The 15,657-nt window shown below is 70.0% G+C and carries 14 protein-coding genes and 1 pseudogene; 7 read left to right on the top strand and 8 right to left on the bottom strand.

Features of this window, described 5'->3' with window-relative positions:
- Positions 1 to 28 precede the first annotated feature (28 nt).
- Both AADR41_RS10050 and AADR41_RS10045 read right to left on the bottom strand, forming a co-directional pair.
- Positions 29 to 949, bottom strand: a complete 921-nt coding sequence (locus AADR41_RS10050) for a carbohydrate ABC transporter permease (RefSeq protein ID WP_342280978.1) — start codon at positions 947 to 949, stop codon at positions 29 to 31.
- The gene (locus tag AADR41_RS10045) at positions 946 to 1,875 is read right to left on the bottom strand and encodes a carbohydrate ABC transporter permease (RefSeq protein ID WP_342280977.1); all 930 of its coding nucleotides are present in this window, start codon (positions 1,873 to 1,875) and stop codon (positions 946 to 948) included. The genes AADR41_RS10050 and AADR41_RS10045 overlap by 4 nt, the downstream gene beginning before the upstream one ends.
- A gap of 437 nt (positions 1,876 to 2,312) precedes the next feature.
- Between AADR41_RS10045 and AADR41_RS10040 the strand changes: the two genes are divergently transcribed.
- Positions 2,313 to 4,613 (top strand): FAD-dependent oxidoreductase, encoded by a 2,301-nt coding sequence (locus AADR41_RS10040; RefSeq protein WP_342280976.1) that lies wholly within the window; start codon positions 2,313 to 2,315, stop codon positions 4,611 to 4,613.
- A 64-nt stretch (positions 4,614 to 4,677) separates the two neighbouring features.
- On the opposite strand, the gene AADR41_RS10035 is transcribed toward AADR41_RS10040, so the two are convergent.
- Positions 4,678 to 5,466 (bottom strand): IclR family transcriptional regulator, encoded by a 789-nt coding sequence (locus tag AADR41_RS10035; protein ID WP_342280975.1) that lies wholly within the window; start codon positions 5,464 to 5,466, stop codon positions 4,678 to 4,680.
- Between the two features lie 500 nt (positions 5,467 to 5,966).
- On the opposite strand from AADR41_RS10035, the gene AADR41_RS10030 reads away from it, so the two are divergent.
- Positions 5,967 to 6,542: a histidine phosphatase family protein gene (locus AADR41_RS10030; protein WP_342280974.1), complete on the top strand. Its 576-nt coding sequence runs from the start codon at positions 5,967 to 5,969 to the stop codon at positions 6,540 to 6,542.
- Between the two features lie 317 nt (positions 6,543 to 6,859).
- A complete protein-coding gene (locus AADR41_RS10025) occupies positions 6,860 to 7,756 on the top strand; it encodes an aminoglycoside phosphotransferase family protein (protein WP_342280973.1) in 897 nt (298 codons plus the stop codon).
- 334 nt (positions 7,757 to 8,090) lie between these two features.
- Here AADR41_RS10025 and AADR41_RS10020 read toward each other — a convergent pair whose 3' ends face one another.
- The 3 genes from AADR41_RS10020 to AADR41_RS10010 form a co-directional block, all read right to left on the bottom strand.
- A complete protein-coding gene (locus tag AADR41_RS10020; protein ID WP_342280972.1) occupies positions 8,091 to 8,564 on the bottom strand; it encodes a universal stress protein in 474 nt (157 codons plus the stop codon).
- Between the two features lie 246 nt (positions 8,565 to 8,810).
- Positions 8,811 to 9,287 (bottom strand): SRPBCC family protein, encoded by a 477-nt coding sequence (locus tag AADR41_RS10015; protein ID WP_342280971.1) that lies wholly within the window; start codon positions 9,285 to 9,287, stop codon positions 8,811 to 8,813.
- A gap of 521 nt (positions 9,288 to 9,808) precedes the next feature.
- Positions 9,809 to 10,660 carry a LysR family transcriptional regulator gene (locus AADR41_RS10010; RefSeq protein WP_342280970.1) on the bottom strand — a complete coding sequence of 284 codons (852 nt, stop codon included), beginning with the start codon at positions 10,658 to 10,660 and terminating at the stop codon, positions 9,809 to 9,811.
- 81 nt (positions 10,661 to 10,741) lie between these two features.
- Between AADR41_RS10010 and AADR41_RS10005 the strand changes: the two genes are divergently transcribed.
- Together AADR41_RS10005 and AADR41_RS10000 are read left to right on the top strand one after the other, a co-directional pair.
- A complete protein-coding gene (locus AADR41_RS10005) occupies positions 10,742 to 11,236 on the top strand; it encodes a cupin domain-containing protein (RefSeq protein WP_342280969.1) in 495 nt (164 codons plus the stop codon).
- Positions 11,237 to 11,400: 164 nt separating this feature from the next.
- Positions 11,401 to 11,607, top strand: a pseudogene (locus tag AADR41_RS10000) (DoxX family protein); the annotation flags it as partial.
- An 86-nt stretch (positions 11,608 to 11,693) separates the two neighbouring features.
- Here AADR41_RS10000 and AADR41_RS42820 read toward each other — a convergent pair.
- Positions 11,694 to 11,918, bottom strand: coding sequence for a DUF6368 family protein (locus tag AADR41_RS42820; protein WP_446751006.1), 225 nt, complete (start codon positions 11,916 to 11,918; stop codon positions 11,694 to 11,696).
- A 303-nt stretch (positions 11,919 to 12,221) separates the two neighbouring features.
- On the opposite strand from AADR41_RS42820, the gene AADR41_RS09995 reads away from it, so the two are divergent.
- Positions 12,222 to 12,779, top strand: a complete 558-nt coding sequence (locus AADR41_RS09995) for a DUF3291 domain-containing protein (RefSeq protein ID WP_342280968.1) — start codon at positions 12,222 to 12,224, stop codon at positions 12,777 to 12,779.
- Between the two features lie 389 nt (positions 12,780 to 13,168).
- Positions 13,169 to 14,188, top strand: a complete 1,020-nt coding sequence (locus AADR41_RS09990; protein ID WP_342280967.1) for a carbon-nitrogen hydrolase family protein — start codon at positions 13,169 to 13,171, stop codon at positions 14,186 to 14,188.
- A 184-nt stretch (positions 14,189 to 14,372) separates the two neighbouring features.
- Here AADR41_RS09990 and AADR41_RS09985 read toward each other — a convergent pair whose 3' ends face one another.
- Entirely contained in the window at positions 14,373 to 15,404 is a 1,032-nt protein-coding gene (locus AADR41_RS09985) for an SMI1/KNR4 family protein (RefSeq protein ID WP_342280966.1), read from the bottom strand.
- Positions 15,405 to 15,657 lie beyond the last annotated feature (253 nt).

The following is a 15,657-nucleotide window of genomic DNA, read 5'->3' as shown; positions in this document are numbered from 1 at the left end:
GGGGAGGGTGCGGGAGGATCCCGCGGACTCAGCTCTTGACCGAACCGGCGGTCATGCCGCCGACGAGGTAGCGCTGGAGGAACATGAAGGCGATGACCACGGGGATCGAGACGACGAGCGAGGCGGCCATCAGCTCGGGCCAGGCGGTCTGGAACTCACCGATGTAGGTGGAGACGAGGCCGGGCGGCAGGGTCTGCTTCTCCTTGTCGGCCAGCGTCACCGCGAAGATGAAGTCGTTCCAGCCCCGGACGAAGGCGAACAGGCCGGCGGCGATCATTCCGGGCGCGGCCAGCGGCGCGACGATCGAGTGCAGCGTCCGCCACCGGGACGCGCCGTCGATGGAAGCGGCCTCCAGCAGGGCGTCCGGAATGGTGTCGAAGATGCCCTTCAGCATCCAGACGCACAGCGGCATCGTGAACGTGGTGAAGGACAGCACCAGAGCGGTGTACGTGTTCAGCAGGCCGAAGCTGGAGAAGACGGCGTACAGCGTCACCAGCAGGACCGCCTGGGGGAACATCTGGGAGGCCAGCACCAGGTGCATCAGCGACCGACGTCCGCGGTAGCGGAACTTGGAGAACGAGTAGCCCATGTACGTGGCGACGACCACGCTCAGCACGGCGGTGATCGAGGCCACGATGAGGGAGTTGACCAGGTACTTGATCAGCTGGTCGTTCTCGGCGAGGGCCGTGAAGTTGCTGAAGGTGATCTCGGTGGGTATGAGCTTCGGAGGGAACTGGAAGGTCTGCTCGGGGCTGCTCAGGGCGGTAGCCAGCAGCCAGTAGATCGGCAGCATGCCGAAGGCGCCGATCACCAGAACGGCGGTCCAGGCGGCGATCCGCGAGCGCAGCAGGTCCTTGCGGATCCGGCGCCGCGAGGTGCGCCCGGCGGACGTGGCCTGCGGCCTCAGCCGCTCGGTGCCGGACAGCGGGGTGGAGGTCGTGGAGGTCATCGGGCGTCGCCCTTCCGCTCGGTGATCCTGAGGTACACGGCGACGAGGATGAGCAGGAGCAGCATCCACAGTCCGCCCAGCGCGGTCGCCCGGCCGATGTCGAAGCCCTTGAAGGCGGTCTGGTACACGGCGGTCGCGAAGGTCTCGGTGGAGCCGGCCGGGCCGCCGCCGGTGAGCACGTAGATGGTGTCGAAGTGCTGGAAGTTCCAGATGAACTCCAGGAGCAGCACGATCGAGGCGACCCCGCGGACCTGCGGCCAGGTGACCGCGAAGAAGCGCCGGATCGAGCCCGCCCCGTCCATGGAGGCCGCCTCGTGCAGTTCCTTGGGAACGGTCTGCAGACCGGCCAGCAGCATCACCATCATCCAGGGGAAGCTCGCCCAGGTCTTGGTGATGATGACGGCGAGCATGGCGGTGCCGGGCTGGCCGAGCCAGGAGATGGACTCCTCGATGATCCCGGCCTTCATGAGGATGCCGTTCAGCACGCCGTAGTTCGCGTTGAAGATCCACATCCACAGGAAGGAGATCACCACGCCGGGGATCACCCATGGGAAGAGGAACAGGCCGCGCAGGAAGCCACTGCCCTTCAGCCCCGAGTTCAGCGCGAGCGCGAGCGCGAAGCCGATCACGAAGGGCACGACCGTCGCGCCGACGGTGAAGACCAGCGTCTGCTTGAGGATGGTGAGGAAGTCGCCGTCCAGCCAGTAGGCGAAGTTCTCCAGGCCGACGAATTCCCGGCCCGGCAGCCGCAGATCCTGCTTGAAGAAGCCGGTGAACAGCGCCGAGACCAGCGGGTAGACGATGATCGTCGCGAACAGCGCGATCCCCGGGGCGGTCAGCAGCAGTGCGAACGCGCCGTTGGAGAGCCGCCCGCCGGCCCGCTCACGGCGTGGAGCGGCCTTCTGGGGAGGTGCGGCCGTACTCATGGGTGTGTCCTCTCAAACGGGGCGGGAGCGGTGTTGCAGGGCGTGGCACGGAAGGCCGTGCACCGGCAGCCGGATGCGAGGCGGCCGGGCGCGAGTGGCGAGTCGCCCCGTCCCCTGTTTCGCCCGAGGCCCTGTGTGAATGCCATTGCATGCTCCATTGAACGCAAGTTGCAGCATGCGGGATCGTTCTCCATATCGTGCGACGGCGTCAACCCTGTAGGTGAGTGGATCGCCGGTTCTGTGCGGGACCGGCGAAGTCGCCGCACTTGTCATGAGCTGGACCGTCGGCCCGCGGCGACGGTGTCGTCGGCTGCGCTGGAAACTTACAACACATCCCACTGGCTGAACAGTGGTTGCACAATATGGATGTGATGTACGTTCAAGACCGCTCCGCTGTGGCGGAGAGAGTCCGAGCTTCACATCAAGGAGGCCGCCCCGTGCGGGAAGAAGAGGTCCATTACGACATTGCCGTCATCGGCGGCGGCCTGGCGGGGACCTGTGCGGCCATCGCCGCGGCACGGCTCGGCCGGCGTGTCGCGCTGGTCAACAACCGCCCCGTCCTGGGCGGCAATGCCAGCAGCGAGGTCCGGGTCTGGGTCTGCGGCGCCACCGCCCACGGCGTGCACCGCTGGGCCCGGGAGACCGGCATCATGGGCGAGCTGTACACCGAGAACCAGTTCCGCAACCCCGAAGGCAACCCGTACTACTGGGACCAGGTGGTCCTCGACGCCGTCCGGGCCGAGCCGAACATCGATCTGTACCTCAACACCGACGTACGCGAGGTCGAGGCGAGCGGCCCGGACGACGCACGCGAGGTGCGCTCCTGCACCGGGTGGATGATGGGCTCCGAGCGGCGCATCACCTTCCACGCGCGTCAGTTCCTCGACTGCACCGGCGACGGCCTGCTCGGCCACCTCGCCGGCGCCCGATACCGCATCGGCCGCGAGGCCCGTGCGGAGTTCGGCGAGCCCTGGGCACCCGAGGCGGAGGACGAGGCGCTGCTCGGGTCGACGATCCTGTTCCACACCAAGGACACGGGCCGGCCGGTGAAGTTCGTGCCGCCCGCCAGCGCCCGCGACCTCACCACCACGCCCATCCTGCGCAACCGCGTCCTGCGCACCGGTGACAACGGCTGCGACTACTGGTGGATCGAGTGGGGCGGCGAGCTCGACACCGTCCACGACAACGAACGCATCCGTGACGAGCTCCAGTCCGTGATCATGGGCATCTGGGACCACATCAAGAACTCCGGCGAGTTCCCGGACGCCGAGAACCTGACCCTGGAATGGGTCGGCAGCCTCCCCGGCAAGCGCGAGTACCGCCGCTTCCTCGGCGACCACATGCTGACCCAGCAGGACATCCTCGAACAGCGACAGTTCGCCGACCGCGTCGCCTTCGGCGGCTGGTCCGTGGACCTCCACCCGGTGCAGGGCATGTACGCCGACGAGCCCGGTGCCCGCCAGCGCTACGCGGACGGCATCTTCCACATCCCGCTGCGCTCCCTGTACTCGGTGAACGTCACGAACCTCCTGTTCGCCGGGCGCAACATCTCCGCCACCCACATCGCCTTCGGCGCCACCCGTGTCATGGCCACCTGCGCCACGCTCGGCGAGGCCGCGGGCACGGCCGCCGCGCTCTGTGTCGCCGAGGGCCTCACCCCGCGCGAACTCGCCGCAAAACACCCGGAACTGGTACGCCGCACCCTGCTGCGACAGGACGCCTCGGTCATCGGCCTGCGCGACGACGACCCCGAGAACCTGGCACGCACGGCCCGCGTCAGCGCCTCCTCGCACCTGAGCCGCCTGGCCGCCGAGCCCACGCGGAACGCACCCGGTGAGCCGTACCCGCTCACCCGGGACCTCGCGCTGCTGCTGCCCGTGGACCCGGCACTGGACACGGTCGACCTGCTCGTCCACGGCGCCCCGGGCGAGCGGGCGAGTGAACTCACCGTGGAGCTGTGGAGCACCGGCCGCCCGGAGAACGCGGTCCCGGTCGACCATCTGCTCACCACCACGGTCACCGTGCCGGCCGACGGCCCCCACTGGGTCACGGCCCGTCTGGGCCACCGCCCGGACGCCCCGGAGAACGTCGTGCTGATCGTGCGCGCCTGCCCGGGTGCCGCGCTGGTCCTCGTCCCCGAGCGCACCGACGGCGTCCTCGCACTGCGCAGCAGGGCCGAGGGAGACGCGGCCGTCGACCACGACATTCCGGAGGAGGACGGCCAGCTGGTCCTGGAATGGCAGGCCCGCGGCCTGCGCCGCCGAACCTTCGGCTTCCGCGCCGCCCCGGACACCGGTGCGTTCCTGCCCGAGCGGGCCGTCGGCGGATTCCAGCGCGCTTACGGAGGCCCGCAGATGTGGTCGTCCGAGCTGCTGCCCGACCCGGACCGGGCCGAGCAGTGGCTGAGCCTGGACTGGGACGAGGAGCAGCAGCTCACCGAGGTCCGCGTGGTGTTCGACGACGACGTCGACGAATACCTCAACAACCTGCACCGCCACCGCACCCCGTTCGAGGTCATGCCGGAACTGGTCCGCGACTACCGCGTCCAGAGCCGCGAACCCGACGGCACCTGGAGCACGCTGCTGACGGTGGAGGGCAACCGCCGCCGCCACCGCGTGCACCCGCTGAACGGTGCGGACGGCGGGCCCCTGCGCACCGACGCGCTGCGACTCGTGGTGGACGCGACGCACGGCGCACGGCACGCACACGTGATCGCGTTCAAGGCGTACGGCGCGTAAGCGGCACGGCGAAGGGGCCCGGTGAAGGCCGAAAGACCTTCACCGGGCCCCTTCGCCGTGTGATTCAGAGGACGCCGAGTGCCTGGCTGATGGCGTCGGCGGCTTCGATGACCTCACGGGTGAGGGCGAGCCGCTGCCCGTTGGTCTCGGTGTGGTTGCCGAGGAGGGAGGCCGGGCCCCACAGGGAGATGGCGGCGACCACGTCACCCGAGGCGTCGCGGACGGGCGCGGCCAGGGAAGCACGGCCCAGGGCGCGTTCCTCGGCCTCGATCGCGTAGCCGGTGCGGCGGACCGTGTCGATCTCGGCGTCGAGGAGGTCGTGACTGGTGGTCGTGTAGTCGGTGTGTGCCGCGAGCGGTTCGGGAAGCAGCTTGCGGCGCTCTTTGGGCGTGAGGCCGGTGAGAAGACATTTGCCGATGCTGGTGGCGTGCAACGGAGCCGTGTGCCCGGCCTGCGTATAGGACTTCGGGGCGCGGTGTCCCTCGAAATTGCACAGGAACATCAGCTCGGATTCCCGGCGGACGGCGACGTTGGCCCCCAGCCCGGTGCGGGTCGCGAGGTCCTGGAGGACCATGCGGGCCGCGCGGTGGACGGGGTGTCGGTTGGTTGCGGTGGCGGCGAGCGGGAGAATCCCGAGGCTGAGGCGGTAGAGGTTGCTGACCGGGTCGCGTTCGACCATGTCGAGCCGTTCGAGGGTGGACAGGAGCCGAGAGGTGGTGGAAGACCCCAGCCCGGTGAGTTCGGCGACGTCGGAGACGCGTAGTTCGGCGCGGCCGGCGTCGAGTGCGCGCAGTACCGAGACCGCTCGTTCGACGCTCTGATTCGTCCCGGCATCGGTCGCCCGCGTAGCCATGACCCTCCTCATTTTGCAAATGGCTTGCACAATCTGCATCAGCATATCGTGTCGATCTGGAGGATGTCCCTGAGTTCCACCGGCTCGCGAAGGACCGGATCCGGGCCCGCTCCGTCCCTCGGGGGACGGCGCACGGCCTGGTACGGCGGCACGACCGGCTCCGGGCCGACCGTCCGGTTGGCGCCCGTTTCGGTCCGATCCGATGGCGCGGGCTTCGGCTGTGGCAGCGGAATCCGCACGCGCCACCCGCCGTTCGCGCGCCCGGGCGCACAACGCCTGATTGTCGAACCGATCCGGCGCCGGGCGTCCGTGTGTGCGAAGGCGCGCTGCTCGGGGCATCGACCACTCGGCGCCCCTGGCCGCCAGGCACGTCGTCTGCGGTCCGGGCGACGCCCGTTCGGTGGCGGCATCGCTCTGTGACCACCGCCGGCCATCGACGCTTCGGACGGCCCCGGGCGAATCCCGTGGCCGGCGGCGGCCGCCGCGGCTACGATCCTCGAATGATTCCGGCACTGGACGGTCTGACTGTGGACCTGGTACCTCACACCCAGTCGGTCCCGCGCGAGGGTTGGACGGGCGAGGAGTCGGCGCGCCCGCTGAGCCCACAGGGCGTGAGCCAGGCCGGATCCCTGACCGCAGTCATGCGGGACAGTATCGATGCGATCTGTTCCAGCCCCGCGAAACGGTGTGTGCAGACGGTCGAGCCGCTGGCCCGGTCCTGCGGCCTGAGCATCGTGACCGCTCCGGGCCTCGCCACCCCCAATGGCACCTGCCGGCCGCTGGAATGGACCGAAGGGTTCTTCTCCCCGTTCCAGCGGGAGCTGGGTGGGGCCTGGACGGCCGGGGCGGCCCTCGCGGCGCTGATCGCGATGGGCAACACCCACCCCGGTGGGCACGTGGTGGCCTGCTCACACGGTGACGTCATCCCTGTGCTTGTGGCCCAGGTGCTGGCCCTTCACGGCCATGCGTCCCCGCCCCCGGTCGTGGACCGGGGCGGTTGGCACCGGATGCGGTTCGGCGCGGACGCGCTGACCGTCGAATCCCACGGACCCGTGGTGTCACTGCCGAGCACATGAGCCTGTTCAGGGGCCTCAGCCCGTCGTCATGGTTGCGCTGGAGTCCGGGCGCACCCGAACGCGAGGTCTGCTTCAGCGACCGTCGAGACCGGAAGGGTCGAAGAACAGGCTGAGACAGTCATCGACGTGTGCGCCGCCGCCTGCCCCCACTCTTCGTCCGCCACGACACTGCCCCGGCCTCGGAGTGTCCTGACCGGTCCGGCCGAGGTGTCGGCGGGCGTGGGTGGACGCGCGGGCCCGTACGACCGGGGGTGGGCCCGTCGCCCCCGAACCGAAATCCTCAGTGGCCGGGACCGGGAACGGGCAGACTGGCCCGCATGAAGCGACTACCGGTGGATGTGGACAGCGCAACTACGCGACTGGTTCGTAGATTCGGTCCTCAGGTTGCCGAATGGTGCGCTGACACACCCAACCTGATCGCGCGATTGACATCCCGTTGGGGCCTTTCCCTCGGTGAACCCCTCCCGGACGGTGCTTCGTCGGTCGCGTTGCGGTGCACATGGGCCGACGGCACGCCCGCGGTGCTGAAGCTCAGTCCGGATCGGGCCCTGCTGGTGGAGCAGGTCGGAATGCTGGGGTGGTTCGCTGCCTCGGGCCGGGTGCCCGCGGTGCTGGCCGTCGACGGGGACGCGGGGGCAATGGTGCTGGAAGAGGTCGTGCCCGGAACGCCGGCGGAGGACATGCCTGCGGATGCGCTTGGCGGGCAGTGGTCGGATCTGCTCGCCGCGTTGCACGGGGTCGCTCCGCCGCCGCGGCCGCCTCGTGTACTGCGTGAACGGTGCGAGGAGGCCTTCGCTCGTGTCGGTGGGCGGCTGTCGGAGCCTGCGATCAGTGCACGTATCGATGTCACTGCGTGGGACAGGGCCGAACAGCGGTGTGAGCGGTTGCTGGACACGGAAGCGAAGACCGTGTTGCTCCACGGTGACCTGCACCTGGGCAACGTGCTGGACGGTGGCGCGGGGCGGGGCCTGATGGCCATCGATCCGAAGGCATGTGTGGGTGATCCGTGCTTCGACGCCGTGGACTACGTTGTGGCCGGCGCCGGGCTGGAGGGCGTGGAGACCCGCTGTGCGCGCGTGGCAGCGGCGTGCGGGCTCGACGGCGACCGGCTTCATGCCTGGAGCCGGGTGATCGCCCCGTTCGCGGCCATCGCCCACCTCGGTAGCGGTGGTGAGGAGCCGGTGATCGATGAACTGCTCGCGTTGAGCCGGTGAGACACCCTGCGTTTCCCTCGTGCCCCGCGCTCTGCGGAACGGGCCTCTCCATGAAGCCCACGCGCCCGATCTCCTTCATCACAAAAGTCTTCATCTGCTCCGTGACTCCTGGAATGCGGCACGGTCACGCCGAACGGCGGCCATGGGGGACAAGGATCGATTCCCCGCCGGGCATGCGGCGCCCGGCCGTGCCGCTCCCGGTCTCACATTCCCAGGGATAGTGCCGGATCGCGATCCGACCACTGCGGCAGTGGTGCTTTCCGGTGAGAGGCGGAAGTTGCTCCGCCGGAAGCGGAGGGCGGCTCGACGCGGAGCGGAGCCTCGTCCGGCCGTGTCACTCGCCGCGGGCTCCGCTGCCACCGTCACGGATCACGACCACCGGACAGGCAGCGTGCTGCGTACAGTGCTGGGCCACCGATCCCAGCAGCAGACCTGCGAAGCCCCCGAGACCGCGGCTCCCGACCACCAGCAGGGACGCGCCGCGGGCCGCGTCGAGCAGCACGCTGGCAGGGGTGCCGTAGCGCGCGTCCGTACGCACCTCGACCGGCGGCTGCGATCCGACGGTCTCCTCGACAGCGTTCGCGAGATCACTGCGTGCCCGGTCCTCCAGAGCTGCCTCGTCACCGCTGGTCGGGGGCAACCAGCCGAGCGCGCCGTGGAACTGCGGAAAGTCCCAGGCGGTCACCGCCTCCACCACACCACCGGTGAACTCCGCCTGACGCACGGCCCAGCGAAGGGCCTGCTTCGACGAGTCCGATCCGTCCACCCCCACCACGATGCGGACTTCCTCCTCGCGCTGGTCAGCCATGGCTTCTCCTCTGCTCGATGGCGGAGGAAGACCGCACGGGCCCGTGGTCCGCCACCTCGGGACTCGGTCTCCAGCCTCACGCCGACCGCACCGTACGCGCAGTCCGAGAGGTCCAGATGGGGGCCGCCGGCCGCCGGCGCCCGCTCCACACGGCCGGTGAAGCCGGTCATGACGAGGTGCTTCCGGTGCTCGGGCACGGCCCCTTCGTCGGGCAGCCGTCCCCGCGTCCGCTGCGATGTACTCCTCTCATCCCCTCCGGAGGCCCTGTGGAGCGCCACCGGAGCCGATGCGCTGCTCGCGCACCGCGATCCGGGCCAGCTTCGTCAGCATCATGCCGTTGCGAATCGAGACGATGTAGTCCACGGGCAGCCCGTGCATCCGGACGCCCGGGCCCCGCAGCGGATGCCAGTCGAGAACGCAGAGAGTGTTTTCGCCCCAGGGGATCAGGTTCATGGCGATGCGGGCCGCACCGAAGGGGTCCGCCTTCGCTTCCAGTTCCAGACGGCGTTCCGGCTCACAGATGCGTACGACACACGTGTCGTCGAGAGCCAACGGGCCGACACCGACCCGGACTTGGAGGCGGGCGCCCACTTCGGGCCAGTGCGGGTCGGCGGCGGTGATCTGCTGTGTTCCTGAGACCCACTCCCGGTAGCGAGGGCCGTCGGACAACAGCCCCCAGACTGTGGACGGCGAGCTCAGGATCAACCGGAGATTCCGGGCCACATCAACCACGCTCCCTCTTCCCGCCGCCCCTGGACACCGGCTCGCTCCGTACGCCTCCAGCATCCCCGACAGGGGCAGGGCCCGGCATCCGCACGGCACCGCGCGCGACAGGCCGGCAGGCGGGATCGCAGCCCCCGCTCGGCGCCGCCTGTCCAATAGGCACCGAGCTGCGCACTCCGCCAATCGAGTGAGCCGCGCGGGTGGGATACGAGTGTGATCGCGCACCTGGTCCGCGCCGGTCCTCACAGATTCCGGGGTGGCCCTTGGTCTTGTACAGGCGGCGACGCCACCTTCAACGTCGGCCTTCGACCAGCCACTTGGTCGATTTTCTCGTGTGCGGCAAGCCGGCGTCCCCTGCGTCCGGCGGACACGGTCTCCTCCTCTTCGGCAGCCCGGCCGCGGACGAGCGCCCTCGGGGCAGGGGTCGACGCCGCGCGGCGCGCGGAGGTTCCGGCACCCTGCGGACGCTCATCGCAGCTCGCGCCCGCCCCACGGGATGCGGCAGCACCGGCTGCCGGAGCTCAGCGGCGGTACGTGGCTGTCGCGATCTCGACGAAGGATCGCACCAATGGGTTGGGGTCGCCTTCGTTCCACGCCGCCACCACTCGGCTCGGCGCCAAGTCGATCAGTGGCACCGCTGCCAGCTCAGCGGGCAGATCGTGTCCGAGCGGGGCCAGTCCGACCGTGCCGTTCCACAACACGGCCTGCCGGCATTCTTGAACGGTACGCACCATTGGCCCCTCTCGCAGCCTGCCGCCGTTCCAGTACGACTGCCAGACGGGGTCGGTGCCCTGCGGGAACTGGAACCAGCGTCGGTCGCTCAGCTCGGCCAGTCGCAGCCGGTCATGGCGGGCCAGCGGATCGTCGCTGCGCAGGACCGCTCCTACCGGATCGGTCCGCAGCGCACGCACCGTCAGGGCGGTCTCGTCGAACGGCGCCCGGGTGAGGGCGACGTCGACCAGTCCGGCGCGCAGCCCGCACGTCGGATCGGTCAGATCCGTGTCGCGGATGCGGATGTCGATGCCGGGGTGAATCCGGCGGTAGGCGGCGGCCAGCCCGGACATTCCAGGATCGGTGCCGTCGCCCAGGATGCCGACGGTGATGGTCGTGGCACCGGCCGCCTCACTGACGCGTACGCGGACGCGGTCGGCATGATCGAGCAGCGCTCGCGCCTCGTCGAGCAGCACCGTGCCCACCGGCGTGAGCGTGACTCCGCTGGGCGAGCGGGCGAGGAGCAGTGCCCCGATGTCGGCCTCCAACCGCTTGATCGCCCGGCTCAGCGGCGGCTGACTCATGTGCAGTCGGGTGGCGGCCCGGCCGAAGTGGAGTTCCTCGGCGACCGCCACGAAATAGCGCAAGGTCCGTAGCTCCACGCTGCAACGATACCCACGAGGTATCGGTGCTGCGCGATGGGTCTTGGACACCGGAGGGGTTGCGGCGGTGCACTGGTGGACATGACCGAAAAAGCGAAGACCAGCGAGCCGCAGGCCTGCCCCGCCGTGTCGGTGGTGGGTCCGGGCGACGGTGAGACGATCGTTCTGGGAACCACCCGCATGCGCGTCCTGGAGGACGGCAGCCACACCGGGCACCGCCTGGCGATCGCCGAGTCCGTCCTCGCCCCGCACACCCAGGGACCGCCGCAGCACCGCCACGCACAACACGACGAGGGCTTCTACGTCCTCTCCGGCACCGTGCGGTTCACCGTCGGGAACGAGGACCACGACGCCACCGCGGGCACGCTCGTGATGGTTCCGCCAGGCACCCCGCACACCTTCGCCAACCCGACCGACCGGCCCGCCGTCATGCTCAGCACATTCACCCCCGACCTGTACGTGCAGTACTTCCGCGATCTCCAGGCGGTGTTCGCCGAGGGCCGGCAGCCGACGCGACAGGCCGACATCGATGCGATGAGCCGCTACGCGACCGAGCCCGCCACCGGCCTCACCTGAAGCCGGCGGGACGGTACGGCCCGGCCGTCCTTCTTCCGAGCGACCGGCGAGGCCGTGGCACTGCCGCCTTCCCGTCCGGCCCCTCGGCCGATGGATCGGGCTTCCTCCAAGGGCTTCCCCGGCAATCGGCGCAACCGACGGGCCCCGCGAACCGCTGGCCCACGGTCGAGATACTCGGCGCGACCGGCCTGGTCCTGCCACCGCTGACCGGCATCGCGCCCTCGTTGGCGCCGGCCGCGGCCGCCGGCTTCGTCCTCCTGCAGACCGGCGCGATCGCCATGCATCTGACCGGCGAGGACCGTCGCATCGCACTCAGCATCGGGCTCACCGCCACCGCGGCCGTGACCATGTGGCTCGCCACCCGGCTGTGACCGAGCACAGTCTTCGACCGTGGATGGGTCCGGCCGCGCCGGCTTCGAGCTGTTGCGCAAGCGGGTGGTGCCAGCCTGTCCCAACGCTATGTGAGAAGCCGGAATCCTGGTTGTCGGACCCGCACTCGGAGGAATTCCGCCGAGCCGTAGGCGGCAGGCCACGGATCGGTCAGCAATGCCACGGTGCCCGGCAGATCCGCGACGGTCGGCACTTGTTCTTCCCGTAGTTCAGCGTCGGCGACGCCGCCGACCACGTCCGCCACGGCGGGCGTCGGCGCGGCTGTGACGATGTGTCCGGGCGAACCGGTCACGCCGGGCGAACCGATCGCCGAAGCCGATCACCGGTACCCCGCAGCCTGATCCGCCCGTCACCGCCCGTGCCCCGCGACGGCCGGTGCGGGAAGCCACTTGGGCAGGGAAAACGCAACTTCGACATCGCCCGCAGAGGAAGCTACCTTCATCTCGTCTTCAGCGATCGCCCACGGTCGCACGGGAGTTCCCTCAGGCTGAGCCACCCGCGACGGGTGAGTCGGCAACGCTCCGCCCATGCCCGCCTCCATGCCCGGGCCACCGAACCGGGTGCACGCCGGACACCTCCAACCAGAGAGAGACACATGCCCCAACTTGCGCTGTACACATTCGGCGTCCTGAAGTCGCCGCTCGCCGATCCCGCACCTCTCACGCGCGAGTTCCACGACCGCGCCGAACCCATCTACCAGACGATCAGCCGGCACCCCGGGTACCTCGCTCGTGCCGAAGCGGCAGACGGCGACCGGGGCACACACTTCGAATTGGACTGGGGCGCATGGGGAAAGTTCACCGTACCGACCTGGTACGGCAAGGGCCACACGGCGGAGACCACCGCCCTGGCCACGACCCTCTCACTCTGGACCGACCTGCGCCCCGCCTTCGACGCCATCTACACCGGTCTGCACCGTGAGGCGCTGAACAGGCGTTACGACTGGTTCGAGAGGACTGGACACCCGGGCCATGTGTTCTGGTGGGTCTCCGACGGCGTGATCCCCACCTGGCAGGACGGGGTTTCCAGGCTGGAACACCTCCACGACCACGGCTCCGCGCCGCACGCCTTCACCTTCCACCACTCGTTCACCCCGGACGGAACTCCGGCCAGGATCAAAGGCATCGGGCCGAAGAGCGACCTGGCTCGCTGACAAGAAGGCCCGGACGACCGGGTTCGCTGTCGGACGCCTCGACCGCATGACGGCGGACAGATGCGTCTGCGCCACGGCGGATCCGTCATCGCCCGGGGCTTGCCCCTCTCCCCCGCGAGCACCGATGAGTGCCAGGGCACTATCCGGACCACCGGGCGCGTACTGCGCCGGACGGGAATTGCGGCGAAGTCCCGTACCCGCGGCAGCGAACCGTGGCACACTGCGCGCGACCGGCCCCGTTCCGGCCGGGTGCGCGCGGCCGGCGCGCCTTTGAACAGCACGGTGGGGCCGGGGCGTCCGGACCGGGCTCGGGCGCCGCTGTTCATCCGCCGGTCACCGGCGATCCCGCACCATCGGGCCGTCGGTCCGCCGCTCTCAAGGAGAATCCCATGTCCTCTCCCGCCGTCGGGAAACGAACAGTCGCGGCGGTCCACGCCGCACCGGTGTTCATGGACACCGAGGCGACGGTCGACAAGGCCGTCGCCCTCATCGAACAGGCCGGCCGGGAAGGCGTCGACCTGCTGGTGTTCCCGGAGACCTTCGTGCCCGGCTACCCGTACTGGATCGAGGCGTACGCCCCGCTGGACCAGCAGGGCGCCAACGCCGCCTACGCCGGGGCGTCCGTCGAGGTGCCGGGACCTCAGATCGCCCGGATCCAGTCGGCCTGCCGACGGGCCGGCGCCGGGGCGGTCCTCGGCGTCAGTGAACGCCTCAAAGGCACCCGCACCTGCTTCAACAGCCAGGTCTTCATCGACCCCGACGGGGCTCTGCTCGGTGTACACCGCAAGCTCCAGCCCACCTACGCGGAACGGATCGTGTGGGCCCAGGGCGGCGGCGCCACGCTCCGCGTGTTCGACAGCTCACTCGGCCGGATCGGCGGACTGGCCTGCTGGGAGCACACCATGAACCTGGCCCGGCAGGCCCTGATCGCCCAGGGGCAGGAGATCCACGCGGCGGCCTGGCCCGGGCTGTCCACCATGGCCGGCTTCGAGGCCGTCGCCAACGTACAGATCGACGCGATGATGAAGACCCACGCGCTCACCGCCCAGGCGTTCGTCGTCTCTGCGGGCAACCCGGTCGACCAGACGTGTCTGCGCTGGATGGCGTCCACCCTCGGCCCACAGGAGCACATCACCGCGGGCGGCGGCTGGTCAGCGGTGATCCATCCGTTCACCCAGTATCTGGCTGGGCCGCACACCGGCCCGGAGGAGCGGCTCGTCACCGCCGTGATCGACCTCGCCGACCTCGACGCCGTCAAGGTCTGGGTCGACTCACGCGGCCACTACGCGCGACCGGAGATCCTCGGCCTGCGTGTCGACCACCGGCCGCTCTGGCACGACGAGGGTGCGCGCCGGTGGCCCGTCTCCCCGTGTGACGACGGACCTGAGACCGCGGACGGAACGGACTGAGCCAAGGCCTGGGCCACGGACGCAGGTACGGACCGGTCCCGGTCGGGCGGGCGTGGCTCACTTCCGACGATTCGGTGCGGGCACGGTCCATGCACCAGGCCGATGTGGTGGCCGAGCCCCGCCCGTTCCCGAGCGCATGCGCCTGCGGGAGCAGGTGGATCCGGTGGACAGGGGCGCGGCCCGGCTACCGGTCGTCAGTCGCTGCGGCCAGTCCGTCGAGCAGGGCGGTGACGGCGGCGCCCGTCATCCGGTACCCGTCGGCGGTCTCGGCGATCCGTCCCGAGGCGACACGGGAGTTCCACCAGTCCTCGACGAAGCCGGGGGCGTATCCGCCGGTGCTGAAGTCGTAGGGATCGGCCACGAGACCGAAGACGATCATGAGCTCGTAGTCCGGCAGCGCGTAGGAACGCTCGTGCCCCGCAGCCGCCTTCATGTACCGGTCGAGGGAGTCGACCCGGTTGAAGCTGGTGAACAGCCAGAACAGGCAGTCGTACATCAGCGTGGAGCGCTCATCGGCGTGGAGGGCGAAGAACCCCTTGTCGTCCACGATGGCCTCCGCGAGCCTCCGCAGGCGCCGGTCCGCGTCGGGCAGGACGTCGGCGACCTCGCGGAAGGCACGGGACAGCACCGGGGAGAAGCGGCCGTCGCGGACGGTGGCCAGGGCGTCGAGCCGGTCCTGCTCCGAGGTGTCGTAGACGGACGCGTCGACCAGGCCCGTGATGAAGGCCTCGAAGTTCTCCGCCACCGGGGTGATCGCGAAGTCGCCCTCCTGGTCGACGTGGACCACGGTCGGTTCACCGTGCCTGCCGCAGGCGCGGTAGTCGAGGGCGAGCATGTCGTGGCCGGCCGAGGGTGTGTCGGCGAAGTAGACACCGATGTCGGGGTACTCCCACATGTCGGTCCAGAACCGGCTGCCGTACTCACCGCCGAGCGACTGCGGCCGTGTCCGCCCCACGCCCCTGATCCCGGTGATCGCGATGTGGTCGTCGGCCCAGGAGGTCGGCTCGGTCATGGGGAAGTGGTCCCGGTGCGGAATGCCGCCGTTGTGCGTGGTCATCAGAGCGATGTACGAGCCGGGCAGCCGGTATCCGCCGATCTCCTCCTCCACCGACGCGATCAGCTCCGGCGTGGGAGGGACCTCCTCCACGTACTCCCCCAGCGCGTATGCCGAGTCGTCCCAGAACCCGGCGACGTCGAAGCCTTCGAAATGTCCCACTGTGCCCTCCCAGGCCCGCTCGCCCGGCGATCGTACGTCCCGGGCCCGAACGCGAGCACGACCGCCCCCGGCTTCGGGGAGGCCGTCGACTCCGTCGGGGCGGCCCGGTGCCTCGCCGGGCTCCTGCCCCGGCCCAGGTGCTACCCGCCGCTCGCCGTGGGATTGCCCTGGTGCGTGAACGCCGCCCAGTGGTGCAACCGGTGCAGGTCGGGTCTGGCGGCCTCGGAGCGGAGGGGGCCGTCGAGGGTGGGCG

The sequence above is a fragment of the Streptomyces sp. CLV115 genome (assembly GCF_038448545.1).
Classification (GTDB): Bacteria; Actinomycetota; Actinomycetes; order Streptomycetales; family Streptomycetaceae; genus Streptomyces; species Streptomyces sanglieri.
This window is presented reverse-complemented; position numbering and strand designations above follow the sequence as displayed.